This window comes from Candidatus Flexifilum breve (assembly GCF_016713355.1).
In genome coordinates this window covers 55,312-79,160 of the sequence record NZ_JADJPI010000015.1, presented here as the reverse complement: position 1 = coordinate 79,160, position 23,849 = coordinate 55,312, and the positions used below count along the sequence as shown (strand labels likewise).

Annotated in this window: 23 protein-coding genes; 16 read left to right on the top strand and 7 right to left on the bottom strand. The window is 62.0% G+C overall.

Annotated elements, in window-relative coordinates; all coding sequences use genetic code 11:
- Positions 1-169 precede the first annotated feature (169 nt).
- The 3 genes from IPK17_RS14725 to IPK17_RS14715 all read left to right on the top strand — a co-directional run bounded on the left by IPK17_RS14725 (position 170) and on the right by IPK17_RS14715 (position 4,741).
- Positions 170-3,505: a transglycosylase domain-containing protein gene (locus IPK17_RS14725; protein WP_343418451.1), complete on the top strand. Its 3,336-nt coding sequence runs from the start codon at positions 170-172 to the stop codon at positions 3,503-3,505.
- Positions 3,506-3,599: 94 nt separating this feature from the next.
- Positions 3,600-4,109: a MogA/MoaB family molybdenum cofactor biosynthesis protein gene (locus IPK17_RS14720; protein ID WP_343418450.1), complete on the top strand. Its 510-nt coding sequence runs from the start codon at positions 3,600-3,602 to the stop codon at positions 4,107-4,109.
- The gene (locus tag IPK17_RS14715) at positions 4,106-4,741 is read left to right on the top strand and encodes a hypothetical protein (RefSeq protein WP_343418449.1); all 636 of its coding nucleotides are present in this window, start codon (positions 4,106-4,108) and stop codon (positions 4,739-4,741) included. The genes IPK17_RS14720 and IPK17_RS14715 overlap by 4 nt, the downstream gene beginning before the upstream one ends.
- Here the strand turns inward: IPK17_RS14715 and IPK17_RS14710 are convergent.
- Positions 4,738-5,919: an acyl-CoA dehydrogenase family protein gene (locus tag IPK17_RS14710; RefSeq protein ID WP_343418448.1), complete on the bottom strand. Its 1,182-nt coding sequence runs from the start codon at positions 5,917-5,919 to the stop codon at positions 4,738-4,740. The two genes, IPK17_RS14715 and IPK17_RS14710, sit on opposite strands and share 4 nt — an antisense overlap.
- Before the next feature lie 153 nt (positions 5,920-6,072).
- Here IPK17_RS14710 and IPK17_RS14705 point away from each other — a divergent pair, with 153 nt between their 5' ends.
- Positions 6,073-7,032 (top strand): phosphotransferase family protein, encoded by a 960-nt coding sequence (locus tag IPK17_RS14705; RefSeq protein WP_343418447.1) that lies wholly within the window; start codon positions 6,073-6,075, stop codon positions 7,030-7,032.
- Positions 7,029-7,433 (top strand): DUF6285 domain-containing protein, encoded by a 405-nt coding sequence (locus IPK17_RS14700; protein ID WP_343418446.1) that lies wholly within the window; start codon positions 7,029-7,031, stop codon positions 7,431-7,433. Before IPK17_RS14705 ends, IPK17_RS14700 begins: the two co-directional genes overlap by 4 nt.
- 41 nt (positions 7,434-7,474) lie before the next feature.
- Here the strand turns inward: IPK17_RS14700 and IPK17_RS14695 are convergent, their stop codons facing one another.
- The gene (locus IPK17_RS14695) at positions 7,475-7,990 is read right to left on the bottom strand and encodes a hypothetical protein (RefSeq protein WP_343418445.1); all 516 of its coding nucleotides are present in this window, start codon (positions 7,988-7,990) and stop codon (positions 7,475-7,477) included.
- Positions 7,991-8,151: 161 nt separating this feature from the next.
- Here IPK17_RS14695 and IPK17_RS14690 point away from each other — a divergent pair, with 161 nt between their 5' ends.
- Positions 8,152-9,390 carry a hypothetical protein gene (locus IPK17_RS14690; protein WP_343418444.1) on the top strand — a complete coding sequence of 413 codons (1,239 nt, stop codon included), beginning with the start codon at positions 8,152-8,154 and terminating at the stop codon, positions 9,388-9,390.
- A gap of 118 nt (positions 9,391-9,508) precedes the next feature.
- Here the strand turns inward: IPK17_RS14690 and IPK17_RS14685 are convergent, their stop codons facing one another.
- Positions 9,509-10,582 (bottom strand): M24 family metallopeptidase, encoded by a 1,074-nt coding sequence (locus IPK17_RS14685; RefSeq protein WP_343418443.1) that lies wholly within the window; start codon positions 10,580-10,582, stop codon positions 9,509-9,511.
- 180 nt (positions 10,583-10,762) lie between these two features.
- On the opposite strand from IPK17_RS14685, the gene IPK17_RS14680 reads away from it, so the two are divergent.
- Together IPK17_RS14680 and IPK17_RS14675 are read left to right on the top strand one after the other, a co-directional pair.
- Entirely contained in the window at positions 10,763-11,434 is a 672-nt protein-coding gene (locus IPK17_RS14680) for a metal-dependent transcriptional regulator (protein ID WP_343418442.1), read from the top strand.
- Positions 11,435-11,577: 143 nt separating this feature from the next.
- On the top strand, positions 11,578-12,495 hold the full coding sequence (locus IPK17_RS14675; protein ID WP_343418441.1) for a DnaJ C-terminal domain-containing protein: 918 nt from the start codon (positions 11,578-11,580) through the stop codon (positions 12,493-12,495).
- 251 nt (positions 12,496-12,746) lie between these two features.
- Here the strand turns inward: IPK17_RS14675 and IPK17_RS14670 are convergent, their stop codons facing one another.
- On the bottom strand, positions 12,747-12,929 hold the full coding sequence (locus tag IPK17_RS14670; protein ID WP_343418440.1) for a hypothetical protein: 183 nt from the start codon (positions 12,927-12,929) through the stop codon (positions 12,747-12,749).
- Between the two features lie 120 nt (positions 12,930-13,049).
- Positions 13,050-15,728: a LuxR C-terminal-related transcriptional regulator gene (locus IPK17_RS14665; RefSeq protein ID WP_343418439.1), complete on the bottom strand. Its 2,679-nt coding sequence runs from the start codon at positions 15,726-15,728 to the stop codon at positions 13,050-13,052.
- Between the two features lie 224 nt (positions 15,729-15,952).
- On the opposite strand from IPK17_RS14665, the gene IPK17_RS14660 reads away from it, so the two are divergent.
- Both IPK17_RS14660 and IPK17_RS14655 read left to right on the top strand, forming a co-directional pair.
- The gene (locus tag IPK17_RS14660; protein ID WP_502748804.1) at positions 15,953-16,963 is read left to right on the top strand and encodes an endonuclease/exonuclease/phosphatase family protein; all 1,011 of its coding nucleotides are present in this window, start codon (positions 15,953-15,955) and stop codon (positions 16,961-16,963) included.
- Between the two features lie 35 nt (positions 16,964-16,998).
- Positions 16,999-17,769, top strand: coding sequence for a pentapeptide repeat-containing protein (locus IPK17_RS14655; RefSeq protein ID WP_343418438.1), 771 nt, complete (start codon positions 16,999-17,001; stop codon positions 17,767-17,769).
- Positions 17,770-17,787: 18 nt separating this feature from the next.
- On the opposite strand, the gene IPK17_RS14650 is transcribed toward IPK17_RS14655, so the two are convergent.
- Positions 17,788-18,156 carry a preQ(1) synthase gene (locus IPK17_RS14650; protein WP_343418437.1) on the bottom strand — a complete coding sequence of 123 codons (369 nt, stop codon included), beginning with the start codon at positions 18,154-18,156 and terminating at the stop codon, positions 17,788-17,790.
- Between the two features lie 73 nt (positions 18,157-18,229).
- On the opposite strand from IPK17_RS14650, the gene IPK17_RS14645 reads away from it, so the two are divergent.
- Together IPK17_RS14645 and IPK17_RS14640 are read left to right on the top strand one after the other, a co-directional pair.
- Positions 18,230-18,646 carry a nucleoside 2-deoxyribosyltransferase gene (locus tag IPK17_RS14645; protein WP_343418436.1) on the top strand — a complete coding sequence of 139 codons (417 nt, stop codon included), beginning with the start codon at positions 18,230-18,232 and terminating at the stop codon, positions 18,644-18,646.
- Positions 18,647-18,649: 3 nt separating this feature from the next.
- Positions 18,650-19,396, top strand: a complete 747-nt coding sequence (locus IPK17_RS14640) for a GNAT family N-acetyltransferase (protein WP_343418435.1) — start codon at positions 18,650-18,652, stop codon at positions 19,394-19,396.
- Positions 19,397-19,670: 274 nt separating this feature from the next.
- Here IPK17_RS14640 and IPK17_RS14635 read toward each other — a convergent pair whose 3' ends face one another.
- Entirely contained in the window at positions 19,671-20,477 is an 807-nt protein-coding gene (locus tag IPK17_RS14635) for a hypothetical protein (protein ID WP_343418434.1), read from the bottom strand.
- Between the two features lie 149 nt (positions 20,478-20,626).
- Between IPK17_RS14635 and IPK17_RS14630 the strand changes: the two genes are divergently transcribed.
- The 4 genes from IPK17_RS14630 to IPK17_RS14615 all read left to right on the top strand — a co-directional run bounded on the left by IPK17_RS14630 (position 20,627) and on the right by IPK17_RS14615 (position 23,696).
- Positions 20,627-21,988, top strand: coding sequence for a DHHA2 domain-containing protein (locus IPK17_RS14630; RefSeq protein ID WP_343418433.1), 1,362 nt, complete (start codon positions 20,627-20,629; stop codon positions 21,986-21,988).
- 149 nt (positions 21,989-22,137) lie between these two features.
- Positions 22,138-22,596 carry an SRPBCC family protein gene (locus tag IPK17_RS14625; RefSeq protein ID WP_343418432.1) on the top strand — a complete coding sequence of 153 codons (459 nt, stop codon included), beginning with the start codon at positions 22,138-22,140 and terminating at the stop codon, positions 22,594-22,596.
- 104 nt (positions 22,597-22,700) lie between these two features.
- Positions 22,701-23,147 (top strand): hypothetical protein, encoded by a 447-nt coding sequence (locus tag IPK17_RS14620; protein WP_343418431.1) that lies wholly within the window; start codon positions 22,701-22,703, stop codon positions 23,145-23,147.
- Positions 23,148-23,243: 96 nt separating this feature from the next.
- Positions 23,244-23,696 carry a hypothetical protein gene (locus tag IPK17_RS14615; protein ID WP_343418430.1) on the top strand — a complete coding sequence of 151 codons (453 nt, stop codon included), beginning with the start codon at positions 23,244-23,246 and terminating at the stop codon, positions 23,694-23,696.
- Positions 23,697-23,849 lie beyond the last annotated feature (153 nt).

Below are 23,849 nucleotides of genomic sequence, written 5' to 3'. Positions count from 1 at the left end.
CGATTATATTCTATCGAGGGAAGAAGATCGAAAGACTACGAATTTCCCCACAAAACCACCGTTCTGCGCTTACCCTGCTGTCACCCCATGGTCACCTGGCGCGCCCTCCGGTGCATGCTCGTTTTCTGCTACAATGAGCGTAAATTCCTGAGATGTAACGGAGCGCAGCATGCCCGATACCCCACGCCTGCCGGAAGACGAGCATGAACCCGACCAAGGTTATTTGTCGGGCGACTACATGATGTCGGAGGGGGGCGACCACACGATGTCCACGCCCGACGAGGACATCCACAGCGCCCAAACGACCGACCTTGATCCCGCCGTCGACCTGCACGAAAAACCTACTCTGCCGCTGCCGGAAGACGAACCGGAAGCGCGGCTGAATCCCAGGACCCTGCCGGGGAGCGCGGGCTTTGACCCCAACCCCGATTTTGTGAAGAAGGATGAGCCGCCCGTGAAAGATGACGATACGCCGGATATGTTCGGGGAAGGCGCGACGATGCCGCACATTGTCCCCTTTGAGCACACGATGGTCCATGTGCCGGGGGAAAGCCGCCGTCCCGCGCAGCAGCGACCGCAGCCGCAGCGCGTCACCCAACCGCAGTCGCCCCAGCAGCAGCCGACGATCCCCGTGCCGCCACCCGCCGCGCCGACCAACCCACAGGGCGGCTACCCGCCCGCCATGCAGCCCGGTCTGCCGCCGCGCAACCCGGTACGTAAGCGCAAAGGCTTCCTCGGCTGTTCGCCCGGTTGTCTGATGATCTTCGCGGGCGTGGTGCTGACCTTCTGCGGCGGCTTGACGCTGCTCACCATTGTGCTCACGGCGACGCTCGGCACGCGCCTGGAAGAACAACTCAACGCGCAGATCGAGCAGGTCGACGATTACCGGAACTTCCAGAGCACATTCTATTATGATCGCGATGGTGCGCTGCTCTACGAAGTCTTCAATGAGGGGCGGCGCACGAATGTCGCCTATTCCAATTTCCCGCAAGACCTGATCAACGCGACCGTCGCCACCGAAGACGACTCGTTCTGGTCGAACCCCGGCTTTGAAGTGCAGGCGACGACCCGCGCTTTCTTGCAATATATCGGCGTGGGTGATCAAGGCACGGGCGGCAGTACGATCACGCAGCAGTTGGTGCGCAACGTGCTGTTCGACGCCGAGTACCGCGCCGAGCGCAGCGTACAGCGCAAAGTCGAAGAAATTCTGCTCGCCTTCCTGCTCTCGCGCCGGATGAGCAAGCAGGAAGTGCTCGAAATGTACCTGAACGAGATCTACTACGGGAATCTCGCCTATGGCGCGCAAGCCGCGTCACAGGTCATTTTCGGCAAGGATGTCAGCGAGTTGACGCTTGGCGAGGCGGCGCTGCTCGCGGGGCTGCCCCAAGCGCCCGCCAACCTCGATCCGCTCAATCCTGACCCAGAAGTGCAGGCCGCCGTGCTGGATCGCTGGCGCGTGGTGCTGGATCGTATGGTCGAAGTCGGTTACATCAGCGACGACCTGCGCGATCAAACACTGGCCGCCGGGCTGACCTTTGCCGAACCGCAGGACGTGCCCCTGCGCGCGCCGCACTTCACCGTGTACGCGCGGCAGGAACTCGAAGATTTGATGGGGCAGCTCGGCTATTCGCCGGAAGAAGTCGCCCGCGGTGGTCTGCGCGTGTATACCACCGTCGACCTCGAACTGAACGATCTCGCGCAGCAGGCCGCCCGCAGCCAGATCAGCGGGTTGGTCAATCAGAACGTGGGCAATGCCGCCGTGCTCGCCATCCAGCCGACCACCGGGCAGATTATGGCGATGGTCGGCAGCGTCGACTACAACAACGACAACATCGACGGGCGTGTGAACGTCACCATTTCGCCGCGTCAGCCCGGCAGCACCATGAAACCCTTCACCTATGCCTCCGCACTGGAACAGGGCATGATGACGCCCGGCGACATCATCTGGGATACGCAGTTCGTCGAAGGCGACTACCAGCCCGTCAACTATGACCGGACGTTCCACGGCCCGGTGCGCATGCGCGCCGCGCTCGCCAACAGCTACAACATCCCGGCGCTGCAAACGCTCCGCTCGGTCGGCGTGCCGTCGCTGCTCGAAATCATGGCGCGCTTTGGCGTAGAAAGTCTCGGCAGCGATGCCAGCCAGTACGGTATTTCGCTCACGCTCGGCGGCGGTGACATCACCCTGCTGGAACTGACGCGCGCCTACGGCGTGTTCGCCAATGGGGGCGTGTACGTACCGACCACGTCGATCCTGTGCATCATTGACCGCGATGACAACATCATTTACCAGTACGAACAGGGCTGCGCGGGTGGCAACGTCACCCCGGCGACCCAGTTCCGCGAAGGCTATGGCACGCAGGTGCTCGATCCGCGCATCGCCTACATCATCAGCGATATCCTCGCCGACGAAGCCGCCCGCCAGCCCGCGATGGGCGCGCAGAGCTCGCTCTATACGGGGAGCATCGGCTCGTCGGTCAAGACGGGGACGACCGACAACTTCCGCGATAACTGGACGGTTGGTTTCACGCGTAACGCCGCCGTCGGCGTGTGGGTGGGCAATACCCGCGGCGAACCGATGATCAACACGACCGGCCTGACCGGAGCTGCGCCGATCTGGAATCAGGTCATCACCTCGATTTACAACGATAATGCGCTGCTCAACGAGTTCGGCGTGGATAATGCACTGCAAGCCGACCGCCTCGATCAGCCGCCGGGGGTCAACCTGCAATCGCTGTGCTCCGTGCGCCTGACCGACCCGGCGCTGGATTGCAGTCAGCGCATCAACGAGTGGATGTTCGATACGCCTGCCGCCCGCTGGAATGGTCAAGGATTGGATTACCCACCCGCGACTCAAGCGCCCAGCGATCAGCCGCCAGCCGCTGGGCCGTGGCTGCGCGAAGTCGAGCCGGATATCTATCGCGTGCTCGTTTCGCCGCTCCCGCCCGACATTGCCAACCTGATTCAGTTCCAGGTCGCGCCGGGGCAGGCCGCGCCGCCCGCGCCCGCCTACTGTCAGGTGCCGGTCGAACTGCAAGGCAGTGCGCCCGCCGCCCGCGAGCAGTTGTTCATCGCGCCGCCGCCATTCCCAGACGATGCCGCTCGCGCCGAGCAGTACGCCCGCTCGCAGGGGATCGCCTTCCTGCCGACTATCGCCTGTACGCCCGATCTGCTCAATGCGGCGGGCAACCCGACGGTGCTCACGGCCTTCATCAGTTCGCCCGCGCCCGGCCAGACGGTCAGCGGCAGTGTGCCGATTATCGGCACGGCCCAGTTCAGCGCCGATCAAGCCTCGTATTACAAGCTGGAACTCAGCGGCGGGCAGTTCGGCAGCAGTTGGGTGACGCTCGGCGAAGTCCACCCGAACAGCGTGGTCAACGGTCAGCTCGAGCTGTTCCCCGGTGATCGCTTGCAGCCGGGGCAGTACTCGCTGCAATTGGTGGTCGTCGGCCTCGACGGCAACTACGTGCAGCAGCCGTATCAGGTGACGTTTAACGTACAGTAACGCGAATCACAGTAGGGACGCCCAACGGGGCGTCCGCTGTGATTCGGCAAAATATTGGACGCGCCGTTGCGCGTCCCTACGCGAGGAGGTCAGCATGGGAACAGCCGAACATCGCGAGAAGGCCGGACACGGCCCGGTGACCATTGCCATCGTCACGGTGAGCGACACGCGCACGCCGGAAACGGATGAGAACCGCAAATACATTGAGCGGCGCATGACCGAACTCGGGCACGTGGTCGCCGCGTATCGCCTCATCAAAGATGAGCCGGATCAAGTGGCGGCAGCGCTCAATGAACTGGTCACGCTGCCCGACGTCCGCCTGATTCTGTTCAATGGTGGCACGGGCATCAGCCCGCGCGACACGACTTTTGACGTGATCAGCCGCATGCTCGAAAAGACGCTCCCCGGCTTTGGCGAACTCTTCCGCATGTTGAGCTATCAGGAAGTGGGTGCGGCGGCCATGTTGAGCCGCGCGACGGCGGGCGTGTATAAGAAGACGCTGGTGTTTTCGACGCCGGGCAGCCCCAATGCTGTGCAGGTCGCGCTGGAAAAGCTGATTCTGCCGGAGATCAATCATCTGGCGTGGGAAGTGGTGCGTAAGTGAGTGGATGCAGCCCGATCTACCGCCTGATTCAAGTGGTGACGCTGATGATCGCAGCGGTGTTCGCCGTCAGCGGGTTTTTCGGGCTGCGGGAGCTGGCGTGGCGGCATGATGCCATGGTCAACACGCAAATTCTCAGCGGGTTGGTCGTGACGCTGGTCGTAGTCGGCGTGCCCGGTTTGTTTTATGTCCTGTTTGGACCACTGCTGTGGCGCTTCATCCGCATCGACCTGATCAGCGTGCAGTTTGGCGCACTGATCGGCATGGTGCTGTACGGTCTCTACAACACGATCACGCCGCTGACCGCAGAGAGCCAGCGCTTTGATCTGCCGCGCCGCGCGCTCACAGGCGGCATCGACGGGCTGCTGATCGGGCTGCTGATCGGCGGCGTGGTGATGTTCGTCAATGGGCGCCCGCTCATCTTTCGCCGCTACGACCTCACGCGTTATTTCGTGCTGTTCCTCGCCGTGCTGGCCATTGCCTGGTTCATCGTCGTGTTTTCGACGACAGTCAATATGTCCGATGTGCTGGCGCTGGCGATCACCGGGCTGTTCGTGCTGCTGCTCAAGGTCGGCGTGGCGCAGTACGACCGCCGCTTGCCGCGGGAAGAGGATTACATGGATGAAGAAGGCTAATCCCCGTACGCCCTGATGACGCGCCGCGCGACGACCATCCGATGCACTTCGCTCGCGCCGTCGTAGATGCGGAAGGCGCGCGCCGCCTCATACCACTTGCTGAGCGGCAGATCGCGCGAGATGCCCAACCCGCCGCAAATCTGAATGGCGCGATCGATGACGCGGTTGACCGTCTCCGCGACGAACACCTTGCACATTGAGGCTTCCTGCCGCGCTTGATCACCGTTTTCGAGCAGCCACGCCGCCTGTTGAATCATCAGCCGCCCGGCGTGCAGCTCGATGGCAGAGTCGGCCAGCATCCACTGAATCGACTGGTGTTCCGTCAGGTGCTTGCCGAACGCTTCGCGCATATTGGCGTAATGGGTGGCGATCTCCAACGCGCGCTGCGCGATCCCTGTCCAGCGCATGCAGTGCGTGAGGCGCGCCGGGCCGAGCCGCGCCTGCGTGAGCGCGAAACCGTCGCCTTCCTGACCGAGGATTGCGCTCTGGGGTAGGCGCAACTCATGAAACTTGATCTCGGCGTGCCCGCCTAAATCGTCGAAGCCCATGATCGGGATGCGGCGCACGACTTCAATGCCCGGCGTATCCGCGGGCGCAATGAAGATCGTCGCGCCTTTGCTCGTCGCCACATCGGGGTTCGTGCGCGCCATAATCAGCAGGAAGGCCGCGCCGTCACCGCCGCTCGTCCACCACTTATGCCCGTTGATGATCCAGTCGTTGCCGTCGCGTGCGGCACTGGTGCGCAGCATGTTGGGGTCGCTGCCCGCGCCGGGGTGCGGTTCGGTCATGGCGAAGCCAGAGTAGATGTCGCCCGCGGCCAGCGGCTTGAGGTAGCGTTCGCGCTGCTCCTCATTGGCGAACATATGCAGTAGATGCATGTTGCCCTCATCGGGCGCGGAGCAGTTGAGCGCCAGCGGGCCGAGGTGGCTGCGCCCCGCCGCTTCGAACACTGGGACGATCTCGCTCAATGACAAGCCCATGCCGCCGAGTTCCGTTGGGAGCTGCGGCGCCCACAAACCAGCGGTTTTCGCTTTGGCGCGCAGGTCGGCGAGCATCGGGGCGGGGAGCCCATCGCTGGTGTCAGCGGCGTGAACTTCTAGCGGGATGACTTCCGCGTTGACGAAGTGGGTGACACGGCGCACGATGTCATGCACATGGGGCGGAGTCGTAAAATCCATAATTAGCCTGCCTCTATAACAAGATTCATTTGCGCGAACCGGGCGAACGATGTACCCTGAAAGTCATATTTTAACGATCTCTAGTTTACCATTATGACGCCACTCCAACTAGAAACCTTCCGGGCTCGGCTCGCTGACTTTCTCGCTCATGAGATGGGCGTTGATGTCAGCATCGATAACGTGACCATGCTGGCGGGCGGCGCGTCGCGTGACATGTGGCTGATCGACGCGCGCATCGGCAGTGGTCAGGAACGCCTCGTGCTGCGGCGTGATCTGCCCACATCGATGCACGAAGGCGCGCTCACCCGGGAGCAGGAATTCCGCCTGATGCAGACCGCCTATGCCGTGGGCGTCAAAGTCGCGCGTCCCCGCTTCGTATGCGCCGATCCCGACGTGCTTGATGGCGCGTTCTTCCTCATGGATTTCGTGGACGGGATCGCCATCGGGCGCAAGGTGGTGACGCTGCCCGAACTGGCGGCGGCGCGCGCCCAACTGCCCGATCACATGGCGGAGCAGCTCGCGCGCATCCATCGCCTCGACGCCTCGGCGCTGGAGTTTTTGCGCCGTCCGTCCGACTCGCCCGCGCGGGAAGCGATTCGCGAGACCTACGAAATCCTCGACCGCCTCAACGTGAGCAATCCCGCGTTCGAGTACGCGCTGCGCTGGGCAGAACGCCACGCGCCGACCTGCGACGCGCTCACGTTTGTGCACGGTGATTTTCGCATCGGCAACCTGATCGTGGATGCGCAGGGACTCGCCGCCGTCGCTGACTGGGAGTTCGCGCATTGGGGTGACCCCGACGAAGAACTCGGCTACCTGTGCATGCGTGACTGGCGCTTCGGCGTGATCGACAAGCGCATGGGCGGCATTGGCGACCGCGAACCGTTCCTGCAAGCCTATGAGCGCTACAGCGGGCGTACCGTGGACCACGCCGCCGTCGACTTCTGGGAACTCCTCGGCAACATTCGCTGGGGCGTGATTTGTCTGGCACAGGCGAACCGCCACCTCTCCGGGCGCGATCCGAGCGTGGAACTGGCGAGTCTGGGCCGCCGCTCCGCCGAGATGCAGCACGAGATGCTCCGCTTGATCGCGCACATGGAGGCGCAGGTATGAATGACCGGCCCACGCTCGAAGAACTGATCGAGGCCGCGCGGCTGCACCTCGAAACGAACGTCATCCCGGCGCTTAAAGGTGATGCCAAGCTGTATTTTCAAACGCTGGTGGCGGTCAACGTGCTGCGCGTCGCCGAGCGCGAACTGATCTCCGGTTGGAGTCACCTGCAAGCGGAATGGCGGCGGCTCGATCAACTGGAAGGGGAAGCCCAGCCGATCCCGGCCAGTCCGACCGAAGCAGAGGCCGCGCTCCGCATGCGGAATGCCGCCCTGTGCGGGCGCATTCGCGCCGGAGACTATGACGACGACTCGGCGGCGCTGTTCGCCCACTTGCAGGCGACTGTGCGCGAAGCGCTGGAGATCGCCAACCCGAAGTTTTTGCAGATCGATGAGGGGAAATAAAAAGAGCGATCCGACTGGATCGCTCTTCCGTGAGGGCGAGGTTATTCGAGGCGGTCGGACACGTCGAGGAGTTCGTCCGCTTCCTGCAGCAGCTTGTCGGCGACCGTGTCGCCCTCTTTGGCGGCCTTGCGCACCCAACCGAGCGATGCTTTGAGCATCGCGCGCAGGCGCTTGGCCAGCAGGGTGTCATCCTTGCCGCGCCGTTCATCGAGATCGTATTGTTCCATCAGCTCGTTGTAGCACACGAACGCCAGTGTCGCCGTCAATGTGATCAGGACTTCGATTTCCTGGGGATCGGCATTGCCAAAGCTCGGTTCATCTCTGACCGCGCTCATGACCATTTTCATGTTCAGCCGTGCCCGCACGATTTCCTGAAGTGTGTCCAACTTATCTGCCCAGAGCGTGGTGATGGATTCAGCAGGCAGATTTTTCAGCAGATGGCGCATGAGAGCGGTAATGGTTTCGACGTCGAGACCATCCACGCCGTCCATATCCAGCGATTCGTTGATAAAATCAGAAAACGGATCGCGTCGTTCTTCGCCATTCTGTAAGGACATGAGTTCACAGCTCCGCAAAATTACAATTGCTAGTGATGCTCTAAATATAGATCCGCGCCGCAGGAAAAACCATTAACGTTTTTCAGAAAATTGTGTGAATGTTGTCAAGAACATATGACCGAGGCCTATAATGACGCGGAGAAATGGAACGAGGTGACTAGATGCCTAAGACTTTGCTGATGATTGTCACACTGCTCCTGCTGGTGGGCATGGTGCAGGCGCAGGATGAAGTGGATCCGGCGCTGGAAGAACAGCTCGTCGCGCTGGAAGCGATTACCCAGACAATCCGCGGTTTGCCCCAGCTTGAACCCGTCGAGCGGGTGTTTCCGACGCGCACGGAAACCATCGAATACCTGCGCGCCGTATACGAGCGCGATCTCCCGGTCGAAGATGCGGAGCGCGCCGAAGCCTTCTACCGCGCCCTAGGCTTCTTCACGCCGGACATCGATCTGCGCGAGCTGTACCTCACACTTCTGAGCAGTCAGGTCGCCGGGTTCTATGACCCCGATGCCAAAACGATGAACGTCATCCCGATGATTGGCGAGACGCCCGGCGATTCGCTCTCGCTCACCGAGCAGATCACCTATGTGCACGAGTTCACGCACGCGCTGCAGGATCAGCACTTCGACCTCGCCGCGCTGCTGCCCGCCGAACTCAACAATCAGCCCGACCGCGCGTTGGCGATTCGCTCGCTGGTGGAAGGCGACGCCACGGTCAGCATGACGTTCTACACGCAGGCGGTTGCGGAACGCAACCCGATGGCCGCGTTGGCTATCCTGAGCGAGGGGCTGGCCTCGGGGACGCTGTTCCTGCCGCCCGGCATTCCGTCGATCCTCGTGCGCGAACTCACCTTCCCGTATGAAGAGGGCGCGGCGTTCGTCAGCGAACTCTATAACGAGGGCGGTTGGGCAGCGGTCGATGCGGCGTACGCGGCACCGCCGCAGACCAGCGAACAGATTCTGCACCCGGAGAAATACGCCAGCAGCGAACCCGCGATCCCGGTGGAGTTGGGCGACGCGCCGCCGACACCCGGCGCGGACTGGACGCAAGCGTGGGATGTGACGCTTGGCGAGTTTTACATCCGTGAACAGGTTGACTCGGAACTGGCGCCTTCGCGGGCAAACCGCGCGGCGGCGGGGTGGGGTGGGGATCGCTTCCTTGTATTCACCAACGGCGATCAAGTCGCCTCGTGGCTGAAGATCGTGTGGGATACGCCCGAGGATGCGCCGGAATTCCATGATCTTTACGCCGCTTACGCCGAGTCGCGGTTCGGCGGAGAAGCGCAAGCTGGGTGCTGGTCGAACGCCGCCGAGGTGCTGTGCCTGTATGCCGAGAGCGACGGTTCGAGCGTGGTCATCACCGCGCCGACTCTGGAGATCGCAGCGCAGTTGCACCAGTAACCCCACCCTGGTCCCCTCCGCCCCCGGCCCCCCATTGCGTCCCTCCACGCGGAGGGAACACGCCCTTGCCCCTCGCCCTTTGGAGAGGGGCAGTTGAGCGCAGCGAAACGGGGTGAGGTCAAAGCTCCAAGATCCCCGGTCGCCGCACCACCTGAGCGCCGACGCGCACATCGATGTGCGGAAAGGCAGGCGAGGCCGCGCTGACGATTTCGAAGCCATTTTCCCCGATCAGAATGGTGTCCTCAGACTTGCAGCCGACAATCGACGGATTCCACGCGCACACATTGCCCGCTTCGATCACGGTCGAGTTGCCGGGGGTGACGATCACCTCGCGCGGACGATAGGCGGTCAAGCCGCCCTGATGATGGTTCTGCCACTGCTCCGCTTCGCCGACCTCCGCATACGCACGCTGCAAATCCGCGAAGACGGTGCCGAGCGTGCGCCCCGGCTGCGATGCGACCATCACCTGGGCGTCGATGGTCGCGACTTTGCGGGCTTTCTCCAACAGCTTGGACGGAATTTGACCGTGATAGGCTAAGCGCGTCGCCGACACCATTAAGCCGCCGCGCCGCATCACCACGGCGATCAGCACATAGCGCTCCAAGCGTTTGTTGGTCACATACGGGTGACGGTAGCGTTCAATGCGTTCGTCGGTTGCCACCAGATTGACAATGGCGTTACCGCCGCTTTCGCGGCAGGCCGCATCGAGCCGCGCGGCGATCTGCCACTCGCTGTCGCCGGGGCGCGTCGTCTGCACCGCGCCTTCGATGGCGGCGGCGGCGTCCGCGCCGAGCGCGCGCAAGCGCACCTGCTCGCCTTCGGTCAGCTTCCAGCGCAGCTTTTGCAGGTCGCCATCCACTGTGCCATCTAGGTCGGTGATCATGTTGGGCATGGGCGGAATCTGCTTGTCGTACCAGCGCATCGGCGCGTAGTCGAAGCCGAAATCCTCAAAGCGATCTTCGGCCTGGATGCGTGGCAGTTCGATGTTATAGGCGAGGATGGTGCGCTTGTCCGCCGTGACGATCACGCTGTAGGGCGCGGTCGGGTTATCAAGGGGAATGGCCGGGTTGGCGCCTGCCGTGATCCACGAAATGTTGTGCGTCTTCTGAATCCACAGCGTATCCGCGCCGCGCTGCGTCAGCAGCGCCCGCAGTTGATCGTGCTTAAAGTTAATTTCGGTTACGCGATCCATGAAGCATCCTCTGCAAGTATGTCAACTGCGGACAATATGCTGCCAATTCAATCCAACGATTATCGACATAGGCGTGTAGGAATACAGTTAGCCATTAACAAGAATTTACGAGGCGATTATAGGGACACGGAAAAGTTTGTGCTAGAATCACGCTATCGACGAAACTGGTTGGAAAGCGCGATGACGAAAAGCCCACAATCCGAATCGGTTGAGAACTTTCTCAAGGCGGTCTACACCCTGCAAAAGGGTGAAGAGCGCGTCTCGACCAATACGCTCCGCGATGTGCTCAACATCACCGCGCCGTCGGTCACCGACATGGCGCAGCGGCTTGTGGCGCTGGAACTCGTCGACTACCAGAAGTATCAGGGCGTCCTGCTGACGCCGAAGGGCGTGAAGATCGCACTCAACGTCATCCGCCGCCACCGCTTGATCGAGCTCTACCTCGTGCGCGAACTCGGCTACGAGCTGCATGAAGTCCACGCGGAAGCCGAAGCGCTGGAACACGCCGTCTCCGAGCATTTCATCGACGCCATCGCGCGTAAACTCGGCGATCCCGGTTTCGACCCGCACGGCGACCCGATCCCCACGGCTGAAGGGTTAATGATCCCGGTCCGTAATCTGATGCCCCTCTCGGCCCTGGAAATGGGCGACACGGCGACGGTCGCGCAGCTCAAAACGAGCGATCCTGACATGCTCCAGCACATCCTTGACCGCGGTTTCACACTGGATTCACCGCTCGAAATCGTCGCGATTGACCCATTTGACGGGCCGATCACGGCGCGGATCAACGGCGAAAACCGGCTGATTGGGCATCAGGTCGCCGATTACATCCTCGTGCAAAAGACTGCATAAAATCTGTGTAAGAAACCCTGATAGATTGTTGACTCCCCTCCACGACCGCCTTACCATTGAGGGTAGGTGGATCAGGCGGGAAGGCAGCAGACCGACTCTCGTCCCGCCCGACCGTGTGGTTTAGTGTTAGAAATCAGATGACTATGGCGAAGAACTACTACGACATCCTCGGCGTGAAACGCGACGCCAGCGATGATGACATCAAAAAAGCGTTTCGCCGCATGGCGAAGAAATATCACCCGGACGCCAACCCGAATGATCCGCAGGCGGAAGCCCGCTTCAAAGAGGTCAACGAGGCGAACGAGGTGCTCAGTGATCCCGAAAAGCGCAAGATGTATGATCGCTTCGGGACGGCTAATCCGCAGGGGTTTGGCGGGGCGAGCGGCGCGCCCGGCGGCTATTCCTCCTACACGCAGAATGTCGACATGGGCGATCTCAGCGATCTCATCGGGTCGATCTTCGGCGGGCGCGGGCGTTCCGCTGGTGCCGGCCAGCAGCGCGGCGGCTTTGACCCGTTCGGTTCCATGGGCGGCGCGACCGCGCGCAGCAGCAAAGGGCAGGACTATGAGCAGCCCGTCACCATCTCGCTGAAAGAAGCCTATGAAGGCACAGCGCGCCATGTCACCATCGGCGAGCGCTCGATCCGCGTGAAGATTCCGGCGGGCGCGACCGATGGCACGCGCGTGCGCCTCTCTGGGGAAGGCGAACCGGGGATCAATGGCGGCAAACCGGGCGATCTGTATCTGATCGTGCAGGTGGAACCCGATGCGCAGTTCACACGCGATGGTGACAACCTGACCGTCGAGGTCAAAACGGATATGTTCACGGCGCTGCTTGGCGGCGAAGTCGAAATCCCAACGCTGGCGCGGGCGCTGCGCCTGAAAATTCCGGCGGGTACCCAGTCGGGGAAGAAGTTTCGCCTCGGCGGTAAGGGCATGCCCAACCTCAAACAGCCGGACAAATTCGGCGATTTGTATGCGCGCATCCTCATCACCGTGCCGGAGAACCTCTCGCCGGAACAGATCGAACTGGTGCAGAAGCTTCAAGCAACGGTCAAGTAAACACAAACGGCCGAATTCCGCGGAATTCCTGGGCGGCCAGTTGGTATGTGAAGCGCGAAGTGGTTTAGAGTGCGTTAAACGCCCCCCTCCCAGCGGGAGGGGGGCTGGCTCCCCTCCCAGGCAAGGATCGGTCTCCGCCTTGCGCTCCGACCCGCTACAGGCCGACGCCTTGCCCGAACACCAATGTGCGAGGGAAACCGGGGCGCATGTCCGTACGCCCCGGCGATCAACACCAAATTCATCTGCGCAGGTTAGCGCGGGCTCAATTCCATCTCCGGGCACGGCGACACACAATCGTCCTCGTCGCGCTGCGGTGCGCTCTGGAACAGGCTGCGCAGTCCGGCCAGCGGCTTGTGTTCCTGCATTTCGGCGCTCAAGGCCTTGAACAACTGCTGCACGGCACCGGCGGGGGTTTCGCGTCCATCGTAATGCATGATACTCGCTCCTTGATCACACTTACACTCATAGGATACGAGTCCAACCGGGGGCGGGTCACCTGCTGAAAGATGGGTTTTACGGAGGCAGGGGGTTGGGTCACCCTGACCCAACCCCCTTTACGCGACCAGCTTCAGCTCGCGGGCGCGGGCAATGGCCTGCGTGCGCCGCGTCACGCCGAGCTTGGAATAGATCACGCTGATGTACCATTTGACCGTGCCGAGCGCCAGCACCAGCCGCGCGGCGATCTCGCGGTTGGAAAGGCCGTCCGCCAGCAGGCCGAGGACTTCGCGTTCCCGGTCGGTCAGCGCGTCGGGGTTGGGCGGCGGCGCGGACTCGGCCAGCGCTGAGTCGAGCGGTTCACTCTGCAAAGTCGTGGGGAGGGCGCACAGATCCGGCAGCAGCGCGTCCGGCGACAGGTGCAGGCCGCGTTCCCACGCATCCGCGAACCGGTCTGCGCCCAACCGCGCGGCGATCTCGGTCTGCGTGCGTTCCAGCAGCCGGATTTGACCCAGCCACGACAACACCCAATCATCCTGCACGCGCGGCAAACGATGTAGGGCGGCCAGCACTTCGGCGGCGCGCTCGTCGTGCCCCGCCCCGGCGAGCAGCAAACCGCCCAGCACGGCCAGCGCGGGGAACCGCTCCATCGTCACATATACTCCGAGGGCATCCAGCAGTTCCACCAAGGTCTTATAGTGATCACGCGCTGCAGCCTGATCGCCCGCGTGATGCGCGGCGAGGATCAGACCGATCGTCGCATGCAGGCGCGCGTCGCCGATCCCCCAATCCTGCGGCGCGTGGATCGCCAACGCCTGCCGACAGCGACGTTCCCCCTCCGCGTAATCGGTCTCGGTGACGATTTGCAGCAGACCGCTCCATGCCAGCGTGGCCTGGGTGTTGGAGGGCAGCGCCAGCCGATCCGCAATGCGTTCGGCTTCCACCGCCCGGCTTTGGGCTTCGGCAAAGCGTCCCTGTTGAAACGCCCGTTCGCTGCCGATCAACATGCTCCACGCGAGCCCTTTCAGGTCGCCGCGTTCGCGCTGAATCGCTTCGGCTTCCGCCGCATACGCTTCCGCCGCGCTGGAACGCCGCTCCCAGAACGCGATTCGCGACAAATGCAGCAGATTCCACGCGAGGCCGTTCACATCGCCGATCTCACGCTGAATGGCGACGGCTTGCTGATGCAGCGGCAGCGCGCTGCTGAGACTCTCTTCGATCACGGCGAGCCAGGTTAGCAGTTCGGCGCTGTAGAACTGGTCATTGAGTTCACTGGCAATGTCATAGCTTTCACGGAAAGCAGCGGTCGCCTTCGGAGAGGCACAGTGTTCGCTTTGCACCATGCCGAGCATGTACAGCGCGAAGCTCAGTTCGCGCGGATCGTTGTGGTCACGGAAGAAGCGCACCGCCTCTTCCATCTCCTGCACGACGGGAGCGCTCAGGTAGGAATCATCGAGCAGACCGAGCATGATCATGCGGGTGCGGCGGGCACGCGCGCGGTAGAACAGCACCAGATCCAACGCGGCGAACTGATCGGCGGCAGCGCGGAACAGCGCTTCGCCTTCGTGAAAACGCGCGCGCATATCGCAGAAGAAGTTGATCGCTTCCAGCATCGGGTGGAGCACGCTGATCGCCCGCTGGGCGACCGCCCAAGCCCACGCCGCGCGGATATTCTCGAAGTCGCGTTCCAGTTCCGCCAGTGCTGCCGACTGACCGCCGCGCTTGATGCCCGCTTCGCAGCGCGCCACCAGTTCCGCGTAGAAGGTCGCGTACGTCCGGCTGAGCGTCTCCGTTTCGCCGGAGTCAGCAAGGCGTTCAGCAGCAAATTGGCGCACGAGCTCGTGCAGGTCATAGCGCCCGGTCGCGGCGCTGCGATACAACCATGATTTGTCGACCAGCGCGGAGAGCGCGTGGAGCGAGGCGTCGGCGATCATGGCGGCGGCCTCCCGCGTGAAGCCGCCGCGAAACAGTGCCAGCTTGCGCAGCACGGCCTGTTCACCCGCGGTGAGCCGCTCCCACGACTGATCCAGAACGGCGCGCATGCTGCGATGGCGCTCTGGCACATTGCGCGCTGACGTTTGCAGGATGTCGAGGCCGCGCTCGATCTCGGTCGCGATCTCCGCACAGCTCAGCACGCGCGTCCACGCGGACGCCAGTTCGAGCGCCAACGGCATGCCCTGCACCAACGCGCAAATGCGATTAATCGCCGCTTGCTCGTCAGTGACCGAGAAGGCGGGCTGCACGCGCCGCGCGTTCTGCACGAACAACTGCACCGCGCCATAGTCATCCCCGCTGACGCCATCGTCACCCGGCGGAAACGTCAGCCCGCCGACCTCGTACACCCATTCTTCGACCAGATTCAGGCGTTCGCGCGACGTGACGAGGACTTTGATGTGCGGAGCACGCGCCAGTAAATCGCTGATCACCGCCAGTTCGTCGAGCAGATGCTCGGCGTTGTCGAGGATGAGCAGCAGCGTCTTGGTGTGCAGATACTCGCTGAGTTGGTCAATCGGGTCGCCCCCGGCGAAGAACTGAAAGCGCAGCGCCTCACCGACCGCCAGCATGACGGAGTCGGTCGGGCAGAGGGCTTGGAGCGGCACAAAGTACGCGCCATCGGGGAAATGCTCAAGCTGCGCCGCCGCGGTTTCGAGCGCAAGGCGTGTCTTACCGACTCCGCCCGCGCCGACGAGCGTGATCAAACGAGTGGCGGGCTGCGTGAGGATCTGCGCGATCTCGACCAGTTCGGATTGGCGACCAACAAACGGTGAAGTCAACACGGGCGTATGACGTACAACCATCAAACTGCCCCTTTCCAACAGGGTTCAGAACGGCTCAAGTATACCACAGTTTGAAACGTCTGTGCGGTTTTCGGAGCAAGCAGATTCGCCCGTTCAGCCAAGGACGTTTGACGATCTGTGCGCCTTACGCGCCCGGACTGTGTATAAAAAGCGGTCAATCATTCTTGGGAGCGCGCATGGCGGTTTGGAAACGGGGATTGAAGTCAACGAGTTGGATTGTGAGCATGCTCTGCCTGCTCTACGGCGGGCTCACGGCGGGGTACGTGCTCGCCCGCTTGATCATCGGTGAGCGCTGGTCGCTGGTCGAACTGGCGAACAGTCTCATGCCTAACCCGCTGCTGCCGCTCTTCATCGCGGTGCCGATCCTGCTGGTGCTGCGGCGCTGGCGCTGGTCATTGATTTATGCGCCCGCTGTGATCCTCTTCACCGTTCAGTACAGCCCCTTGCTGCTGCCTAACCCCGCCGCGTCCGTTGAGGCGCCGCACCTGCGCGTGCTGACCTATAATCTCGGCTCGGTGGTGGAGGATGCCGAACACACAGCCGATGTGATCCGCGCAGCCGATGCCCACATCGTCGCACTGCAAGAATTACTCTCGCCAGTTGCCCTGCGCTTTCAGCGTGAACTCGCAGATTTGTATCCCTATCACGCGCTGCATCCCACCGACAACTATGCGCGCGGCGTCGGCTTGCTGAGCAAGTATCCCATTCTCGACGACGTGTATCTCGATCAGATTGTCCTCGGCGGGCAGCAGACTCGCATCGCGCTGGCCGCCGGCACGACGATCACCGTATTGAATGTGCATCCCGTTGCGCCCGCGGCGCGCCTGTTTGGCCTTGAGTCGGCGCTGCGCAGTCAGGAGATCAGCTACGCGCTCGACCGCGCCGCGCAGGTCACCGATCCGCTGCTGCTCGGTGGGCGATTTCAACATCACCGATCAAACCGACGATTATGCGCGCATCGCCGCCCGCTATGGCGATGCCTTCCGCGTCAGTGGGACAGGTTTCGGCGCGACCTTCCCCAACTTCACGCGTTTTGCCCACCGTTTACGCTGGCTGCCGCCGATTATCCGCATCGACTACGTGTTTTACGATGCCCACTGGGAGGCTGTCCAAGCGTACACCTTGGGCGATCACGGCGGTTCGGATCACTATCCGGTGCTGGCGGAACTTGCTTTCACGGGTGGGCAGGCCGTCGCGCAGAGCGGGGGCTGATTCAGGTTTACAATGAAGGGTAGTGGCAGACAAACATTTTCACAGGAGAATGTCCACCATGCTGCTCGAACTGCTGTTTACGCTCCTCATTGGGAACAACCCTCATCCGCGAACACTCGCCACGCTCACGAGCGCGATCCTGCTGCTGATCGCCAGCCTGTTTGTACTCGGTATTGGCGTATTGGGGGACTACGGGGGCTTTACCGCCGCAGATCTATTCATCCTTCTGGGGGGAATAGGCCTGCTGACGGCGCTCATTCTGTTCATGCGGGTGCTTGGTTGGCGCGTGCGTCAAGTGTCCGCGCACCTTGAATTAACGCAGCGTACCCCAGCGAATCCCCGTGCCATCATCGAGGCTTTGCGCGTCGATGGGGACTTACAGCTCGACACCAGTCCGCTCCGCGGCGCGAACTGGGAAGGGGCGGACTTGCATAAACTGAATCTCGGCGGCGCGTATTTGCGGATGATCGGCTTGGAGCGGGCGAATTTGCAGGGGGCCAATCTACGGGGCGCGAATTTGCGCAGCGCGCGCCTCGATCAAGCCAACCTGCGTGACGCCGACCTCACCCGCGCAAACCTGTGCTATGCGCGGCTCGTCCAGGCTGATCTGCGCGAGGCCTGCCTGCAGGACGCGGATTTGAGCACCGCCGACCTCACCTCTGCCCAATTCCAGGGGGCCGTTCTGACCGGGGCAAAATTCGACGCCTTTACCACGCTGCCCAACGGCCAAAAATGGACGCGTGACACGGACTGGTCACGCTTTGGTGCGGACACCCGGCAGCGACCGAGCACTCCACCCCCGGGCGATCCGTTCATGTCTGCGCGCTGAAGCCCGACGGATGCTACTTCACTTCGTCAGCACGTGCTTCGCCGTGATCTGAATGCCGCCGCGCCGCCGCTGTTCGAGCGTCACCGTGCAGCGCTTGGGCTGCGTCACGGCGAACAAGTCTTCGCACAGCTTGACGGCGAGATCTTCGCAGAAGATCGCCTGATCGCGATACGTCTCCAGATACAGCTTGAGCGTTTTGGTCTCAATGCCGATGCCGTCCGCTTCGAGGTCAATCGTCGCCTCGTAAAAGTCCGGTTGCCCGGTGACGGGACACATCGAGGTCAACTGGTCGCTGTGATATTGAATGAATCCGCATTTCGTCGGGATCGGGTCGAGCCGTTCGAATTGTGTGACGGGCTTGCCGAGTGCAGTAAACTTCTGCTCCATTATTCACCTCTGAGCGCTCAGGCTGGACAGCACCAGTATACGCGCCAGACCGACAGCGAGAAAAGATCGAGCAATGGCGAAAAACGTCTATGTAGCGGGGCCGCTGTTCAACAGCCTCGAACGCGGGTATCTGGAGCAGATCACCGCGGCGCTGGAGCAGGCGGGCTATGACACCTTCTTACCGCACCGCGACGCGGGTATCCTCGGCGATTTATCCGATATTCGCGAACGGCGGCGCATTTATCACGGCGACCTCGCGGCGCTGGACGCGAGCGATCTGCTGGTCGCGCTGCTGACGGGCGCGGATCACGACTCGGGGACGTGCGGCGAGCTCGGCTATATGGTCGCCAAAGGCAAGCCGTGCTTTGGCATCACCGACGACGTGCGCCGCCTCAATAATCTCATCTGGGGTTTGTGTCACGAAGGCGAATGGATCGCCAGCGACATCCCGGCGCTCCTCGCGCTCGTCCAGCAGCACGCCCCGGCCTAGCTCATGGACATTCAGACGATTGAACTGATCTCGATGCGTGCCTGGCCCGCGCTCGAAGAAGTCGACTATGACGGCTGGCGGCTGCGGTCCGCCAAGGGCTATACCGGACGCGCCAACTCGGTTTACCCATTTAGCGCGGGGATGGTTGCGCTGGATGAGAAGATTGACCACTGCGAACGTTTCTATGCCGAACGCGGTTTGAAGACCCGCTTCAAGCTGACCGCCGCCGCGCAGCCTGCCGAACTGGATCACGCCCTCGAAGCGCGTGGCTACACCATCATCACGCCGACCAACGTGCTCACGCTCGATCTGATGCAGCTGGCGGAGGTGCCCGCACCATCCAACATTCGCCTGAGTTTAGAAGCCACCTTCTCTGAAGCGTGGCTGGATGCCTATGTGCGGCTGAGCGGCGTCAACCCGGCGTTTCATTCAATTGCGCGCCAACTGCTGCAGCGGGCGACCGCGCACACGATCTTCGGAGCGGCCTACGATGGCGATCAGATCATCGCCGTGACGCTTGGCGTGCGCGACGGGGAGTGGATCGGCCTGTACGACGTGGTGACGCAGGCCGAGCGACGCGGGCAGGGGATCGGCGGCGCGCTGATCACGCAGGTGCTGCGGCAGGGACAGGTCAGCGGGGCGACGCGCGGGTATTTACAGGTGCTGGGCACGAATGCGCCCGCGTTCCGGCTGTATACGCGGCTCGGCTATCAAATGCTGTACACGTACTGGTATCGCCTGCAGGGGTGAAAACCTCACCCCCAACCCCTCTCCTCTAGGAGAGGGGATTTCGGCGTGAGGCTCGACAGTAAGTTTGGAACCAGCGGACGCAATGATGCGTTAACGCCAGCGGGGCCCTCCCTCCCCCTTTCCTGGTTTAATTTGCATAATTGCGTCCCTACGAGAAAATCGCTCTTGTGTAGGGACGCGATTTATCGCGTCCGCAATCTCCCAAAACCAACCGCTAACCCATTTTCACGATATTTACCCCTTACCCCTGCTGCCCAAGGCGGGAATCCACCACTTAGCATCCAAACGGCACGGTGATGTTGAAGGCGTTCCCCGCGTCATAGAGGTCATAGCGGATGAGCACCGTCCCCGTGACGGGGAGCTGGCGGTCGAAAATCACCACGTTGTCGACGTCAAGGTTCAGGTAAAAGCGCGTGACCGCATTCTTCGCTGGCGTGATCCACAGCTCGCCGCTCTGGTAGGTGATGCTGCCGCCATCGCCCACGCGCAGCGCGGGCAGCACGAGGTCTGCCGGGTCGAAGCTGTAGTAGTACGAGTCTTCGCCATTGATGGTGGCGCGGCGACCGCCGGGGACAGCCGTGCTCACCCCGCCGACGAGTGCGCCCGCGCTCAACGCGGCGGCGGTTTCCGCGGCGTTTGCGGCTCCGGTCAGGCAGAGGCCGTCACGCACGAGGAAGGCATCCGGGCCGAGGCGCACGGCTTCGTAACTGTTGTTCTCCGTCTGGCCGACCAGTTCGCCGGACGTGCTCAAAATCACGCGCCGCGCTGATGCCACCTGATTAAACCAGACTTCCGCCTGGGCGGTGGCGCTCGTCTCGCGCGGCGTGCGCGCGAACACCCCGTTGAACTCCAACTGCACGACGTAGCGATACCCGGCCAGCTCGTTCAGGCGGTTGTCGACGCTGGCGAAGGCGGTCACCGGGCGGTTGTAGGGCGTCGGCGGCGCGAATTGGGTCAGCGGCAGCGACGTGGCCACGCCTTCGACGGAGGCCTGCGTCGGCACGTCTTCGGGGCGCTGACCGCGCCCGGTACACGCGGTGAGGATCAGGATGGCGAGTAAAACGACAGCTAGTCTGCGCATGGTGTTCTTTCGCCCCGGGTAGTGCCCGCTGCCGATCATGGCGTGGGGTCGGGTGCTGATTCATTGTAATCCAAACAGCGTCTACAGCAAGTCGCCTAAATCTGCTAGAGTTATGTATCTCCATCGTGATAATGATCACAAGGTGAACCATGCCGCTACCTGATTCAATATTGGTGATTGGACATCGCAACCCGGATACGGACGCCGTCGCTTCGGCGGTGGGCTATGCGTGGCTGCTCAACAGCCTGGGCGGTGACAAATATGTCGCCGGGCGTACGGGGCAGCTCAATGCGCAAACGGCTTTCGCCTTGCAGCGCTTCGAAGTGGAGTCGCCCGGTCTGGTGACCGATGTGCATCCGCGCGTGGGCGAATTGAGCGAGACGGTGCCGTCGCTGCGCAAAGGGCAAACGCTGCTCAACGCCTGCCAGGCCATCGCGCGTACGCGCCGACCCGCGCCGCTGCTGGATGAAGAGCGCCGTCCGATTGGCTTGCTCTCCGGCGCGGGACTGTTTGCGAACCTCGCGGACGCCCTCAGCTCGACTTCGGTGCTGGCACTGGCGAAAGAGTTTGATCGCCCCGCCGAAACGGCCATCGATCACACCAGCGTTGTGCTCAACTGCAATGACTTTGTGCGCGACGTCATCCCGCAGGTTGTCCGCTCCGAACAAGACGACTTCATCGTCGTGGATGATGAAGGCCAGTACCGCGGCCTGTGCCGCAAAGCCGCGCTCATGTCGCCGCCAGTGCGCCGCCTTGTGCTGGTCGATCATAATGAAGCCGGGCAGGCCGTTTCCGGCGCGGACGAAGCCGAAGTGGTCGAAGTGCTCGATCATCACCGCTTGAGCGCGCTGCCGACCGCCGTCCCGATTCGCTTCCAGATCGAACCCGTCGGGAGCTGCTCGACGCTCGTCGCGGAACGCGCCGTCGAACTCAATAAATCCTTCCCGCCCGCGCTGGCTGGCCTGTTGCTGTGCGGCATTTTGTCGGATACGCTGGTCTTCCGTTCGCCGACCGTCACCGCGCGTGACCGGGTCGCCGCTTATCGTTTGGCGCGGCTGGCAAATCTGGTCGCCGAGAACGCCACCGAAGATCAGGTCACCGAAGCCATCGATCAGCTCGGCGAAACCTTGCTGGGCGCGGGCGCGGGGCTGGGCACGCGTCCTGCTGACGAAATCATCAGCACCGACATCAAGTTCTACGAAGAAGGCGCGCTGCGCGTCGGGTTGGCGCAGACCGAAGTGACTAACTTCTCCGAACTGAACACGCGCCTGCCGGAACTCCGCGACGGCCTGCAGAAGCTGGCCGATGGGCAGAAGCTGGCGATGGCGCTGCTCATGGTGACCGATGTCGTGCGCGGCAACAGCCGCCTCGTCGCTGTCGGCCAACCGCGCCTGCTGACCGCGCTGCCGTACACGCACATCAGCGACAACTTGATGGATGCGCCCGGCGTCATGTCGCGCAAGAAGCAGCTTTTGCCTGCCGTGCTCGCCGCCCTCTCCGAACTGGCCTAAAGTCGGCTCTCGGAAATTATGGTGTAGGGGCAGACCTGTGTGTCTGCCCGTTTGTGGGCGCACACGTAGGTGCGCCCCTACACTCGTTCCTAGATTTCTTTCGAGAATTGGCTTAAGTCGCCCGCCCTGCGTCACCAGAGGAGTCGCCCATGCCCCACGTCGAACAGTCGATAGACATGCTTGTGCCGCCGGAAGTCGTGTTCGCCATCATCGCGCACCAACCGGAACGCATGCCGGAATGGTGGGCGGCCTTCGATAAGCAGGAGCGCGTCACGCCGCCGCCCACCGCCAGCGGGTCGATTTCGCGCTACGTCTACAACATGCTGGGCATGCGCATCAAAGGCGAGCATCAGGTGATACAGTATGACGAAAATCGGCGGCTGGTCGTCAAAACGCTCAGCGGCATCGACAGTATGTTCGAATTCGGCTTCGTGCCCACGGAGACCGGGACGACTGTCATGCTGCGCGTCGCCTACAGCCTGCCGGGGTCAGTGTTGGGGCAGGTGCTCAACCGTCTGACCATTGAGCAGAAGAACGAGCGGGATCTCATCACGGCGCTGGAAACGCTCAAAGCGCTGGCGGAAGCGGAATACCAGCCGAAAACCTAATTTCTCCCTAAAAACGATCGGGTGCTAGCGGGCTCAAGGTTTTAGCTTGATCAGGCGTGCTAGAATGCCTTAGACATCGACGTTTTATGGAGACATAACAGCTTATGGCCTACAAAATCGACTACCTCGTTCCCCAACGCGTCTTAACGCTGCTGGCATATGGAACAGTCGAGGCTGTGGACTTCGAAACCCTGCATCTCGACAGCTTCCGCCTCATCGACGAGGGGAGCGCCCCGGTGCATACCATCTCCCTGATTGACCCCCAAACCAAGTATGAAAAGAACCTGACCACGCTCATCGAGATGCTGAAAGGGCCAGCCAAACTCCACCCGGATGCGGGTTGGGTCGTGCAGGTCAGCGAACAACCAGTGCACCGCTTCATCGCCAACCTGACGTTTCAGGCCGTGTACAAGAACGCGCGCTTCCACACGGTCAAGAGCCTGCGGGAAGCGCTCGAATTTCTCGTGGATCGGGACACGACGCTGGCTGGACTGGATATCGAGGCTGCTCTCGCGCAGTATGCTGCGTGGCAAGCTGTGACCGTCAGTTAGCGCTGGCGCATATGCTAGTCTTTATTCACATCTTGTAACAATACTGTTACAATGGGCAGTATCGAACGTAAGCAAAGACTTGATTACAGGAATCCCATGGGCTACAAGGTTGACTACATCGTCCCTCAGCGCGTGATGGTGACTTACCTTTATGGGTATATCGAAGCTGACGACTACAATGCGATTCAGGAAAGAAGTTTTGGCCTGATGGATGCCGGAGTCGCGCCCATTCACACCATCTCCGTGGTTGATCCGCACATCAGATATGCGCGCGATCTCAAAACCCTCGTCTCGATGATGAAGGGGCTGGATCGACTGCATGAGAAGGCGGGATGGCTCATCCAAGTCAGCGACAATTCCATGCATCGCTTTATCTCGGCGTGGGCGCTGCAAGTTGTCTATAAGAATATGCGGTTCAACACGCTCGACTCGTTCGAAGCGGCGCTGCGCTTCCTGCACGATCGCGACAGCACTCTCGCGGATATGGATATCCCCGCGCTGCTGGCCGACTACGCCGCGTGGAAACCCGTCGTCGACGAACGTTCCTAAATCCTCGCACGCATCATTTAGCCCGTCAATTAGGGATAAACAGCTGCACCGTGGCTTCCGTGCCCAGCCGACCCCACCCCCGGCCCCTCCCGGAATTCGAGGAGGGGAGACAGATTTCCCCCTCTCCCCGCTTGCGTGGGAGAGGGGGCAGGG

What these genes read in the sequence shown, in the direction of transcription:
- IPK17_RS14675 (WP_343418441.1), top strand. Translation starts at nt 11,578, where the DNA reads ATGGCGAAGAACTACTACGACATCCTCGGCGTGAAACGCGACGCCAGC.
- IPK17_RS14670 (WP_343418440.1), bottom strand. Translation starts at nt 12,929, where the DNA reads ATGCATTACGATGGACGCGAAACCCCCGCCGGTGCCGTGCAGCAGTTG.
- IPK17_RS14655 (WP_343418438.1), top strand. Translation starts at nt 16,999, where the DNA reads ATGCTGCTCGAACTGCTGTTTACGCTCCTCATTGGGAACAACCCTCAT.
- IPK17_RS14725 (WP_343418451.1), top strand. Translation starts at nt 170, where the DNA reads ATGCCCGATACCCCACGCCTGCCGGAAGACGAGCATGAACCCGACCAA.
- IPK17_RS14720 (WP_343418450.1), top strand. Translation starts at nt 3,600, where the DNA reads ATGGGAACAGCCGAACATCGCGAGAAGGCCGGACACGGCCCGGTGACC.
- IPK17_RS14620 (WP_343418431.1), top strand. Translation starts at nt 22,701, where the DNA reads ATGGCCTACAAAATCGACTACCTCGTTCCCCAACGCGTCTTAACGCTG.
- IPK17_RS14635 (WP_343418434.1), bottom strand. Translation starts at nt 20,477, where the DNA reads ATGCGCAGACTAGCTGTCGTTTTACTCGCCATCCTGATCCTCACCGCG.
- IPK17_RS14705 (WP_343418447.1), top strand. Translation starts at nt 6,073, where the DNA reads ATGGGCGTTGATGTCAGCATCGATAACGTGACCATGCTGGCGGGCGGC.
- IPK17_RS14665 (WP_343418439.1), bottom strand. Translation starts at nt 15,728, where the DNA reads ATGGTTGTACGTCATACGCCCGTGTTGACTTCACCGTTTGTTGGTCGC.
- IPK17_RS14640 (WP_343418435.1), top strand. Translation starts at nt 18,650, where the DNA reads ATGGACATTCAGACGATTGAACTGATCTCGATGCGTGCCTGGCCCGCG.
- IPK17_RS14625 (WP_343418432.1), top strand. Translation starts at nt 22,138, where the DNA reads ATGCCCCACGTCGAACAGTCGATAGACATGCTTGTGCCGCCGGAAGTC.
- IPK17_RS14710 (WP_343418448.1), bottom strand. Translation starts at nt 5,919, where the DNA reads ATGGATTTTACGACTCCGCCCCATGTGCATGACATCGTGCGCCGTGTC.
- IPK17_RS14700 (WP_343418446.1), top strand. Translation starts at nt 7,029, where the DNA reads ATGAATGACCGGCCCACGCTCGAAGAACTGATCGAGGCCGCGCGGCTG.
- IPK17_RS14615 (WP_343418430.1), top strand. Translation starts at nt 23,244, where the DNA reads ATGGGCTACAAGGTTGACTACATCGTCCCTCAGCGCGTGATGGTGACT.
- IPK17_RS14695 (WP_343418445.1), bottom strand. Translation starts at nt 7,990, where the DNA reads ATGTCCTTACAGAATGGCGAAGAACGACGCGATCCGTTTTCTGATTTT.
- IPK17_RS14645 (WP_343418436.1), top strand. Translation starts at nt 18,230, where the DNA reads ATGGCGAAAAACGTCTATGTAGCGGGGCCGCTGTTCAACAGCCTCGAA.
- IPK17_RS14680 (WP_343418442.1), top strand. Translation starts at nt 10,763, where the DNA reads ATGACGAAAAGCCCACAATCCGAATCGGTTGAGAACTTTCTCAAGGCG.
- IPK17_RS14690 (WP_343418444.1), top strand. Translation starts at nt 8,152, where the DNA reads ATGCCTAAGACTTTGCTGATGATTGTCACACTGCTCCTGCTGGTGGGC.
- IPK17_RS14660 (WP_502748804.1), top strand. Translation starts at nt 15,953, where the DNA reads ATGCTCTGCCTGCTCTACGGCGGGCTCACGGCGGGGTACGTGCTCGCC.
- IPK17_RS14685 (WP_343418443.1), bottom strand. Translation starts at nt 10,582, where the DNA reads ATGGATCGCGTAACCGAAATTAACTTTAAGCACGATCAACTGCGGGCG.
- IPK17_RS14630 (WP_343418433.1), top strand. Translation starts at nt 20,627, where the DNA reads ATGCCGCTACCTGATTCAATATTGGTGATTGGACATCGCAACCCGGAT.
- IPK17_RS14650 (WP_343418437.1), bottom strand. Translation starts at nt 18,156, where the DNA reads ATGGAGCAGAAGTTTACTGCACTCGGCAAGCCCGTCACACAATTCGAA.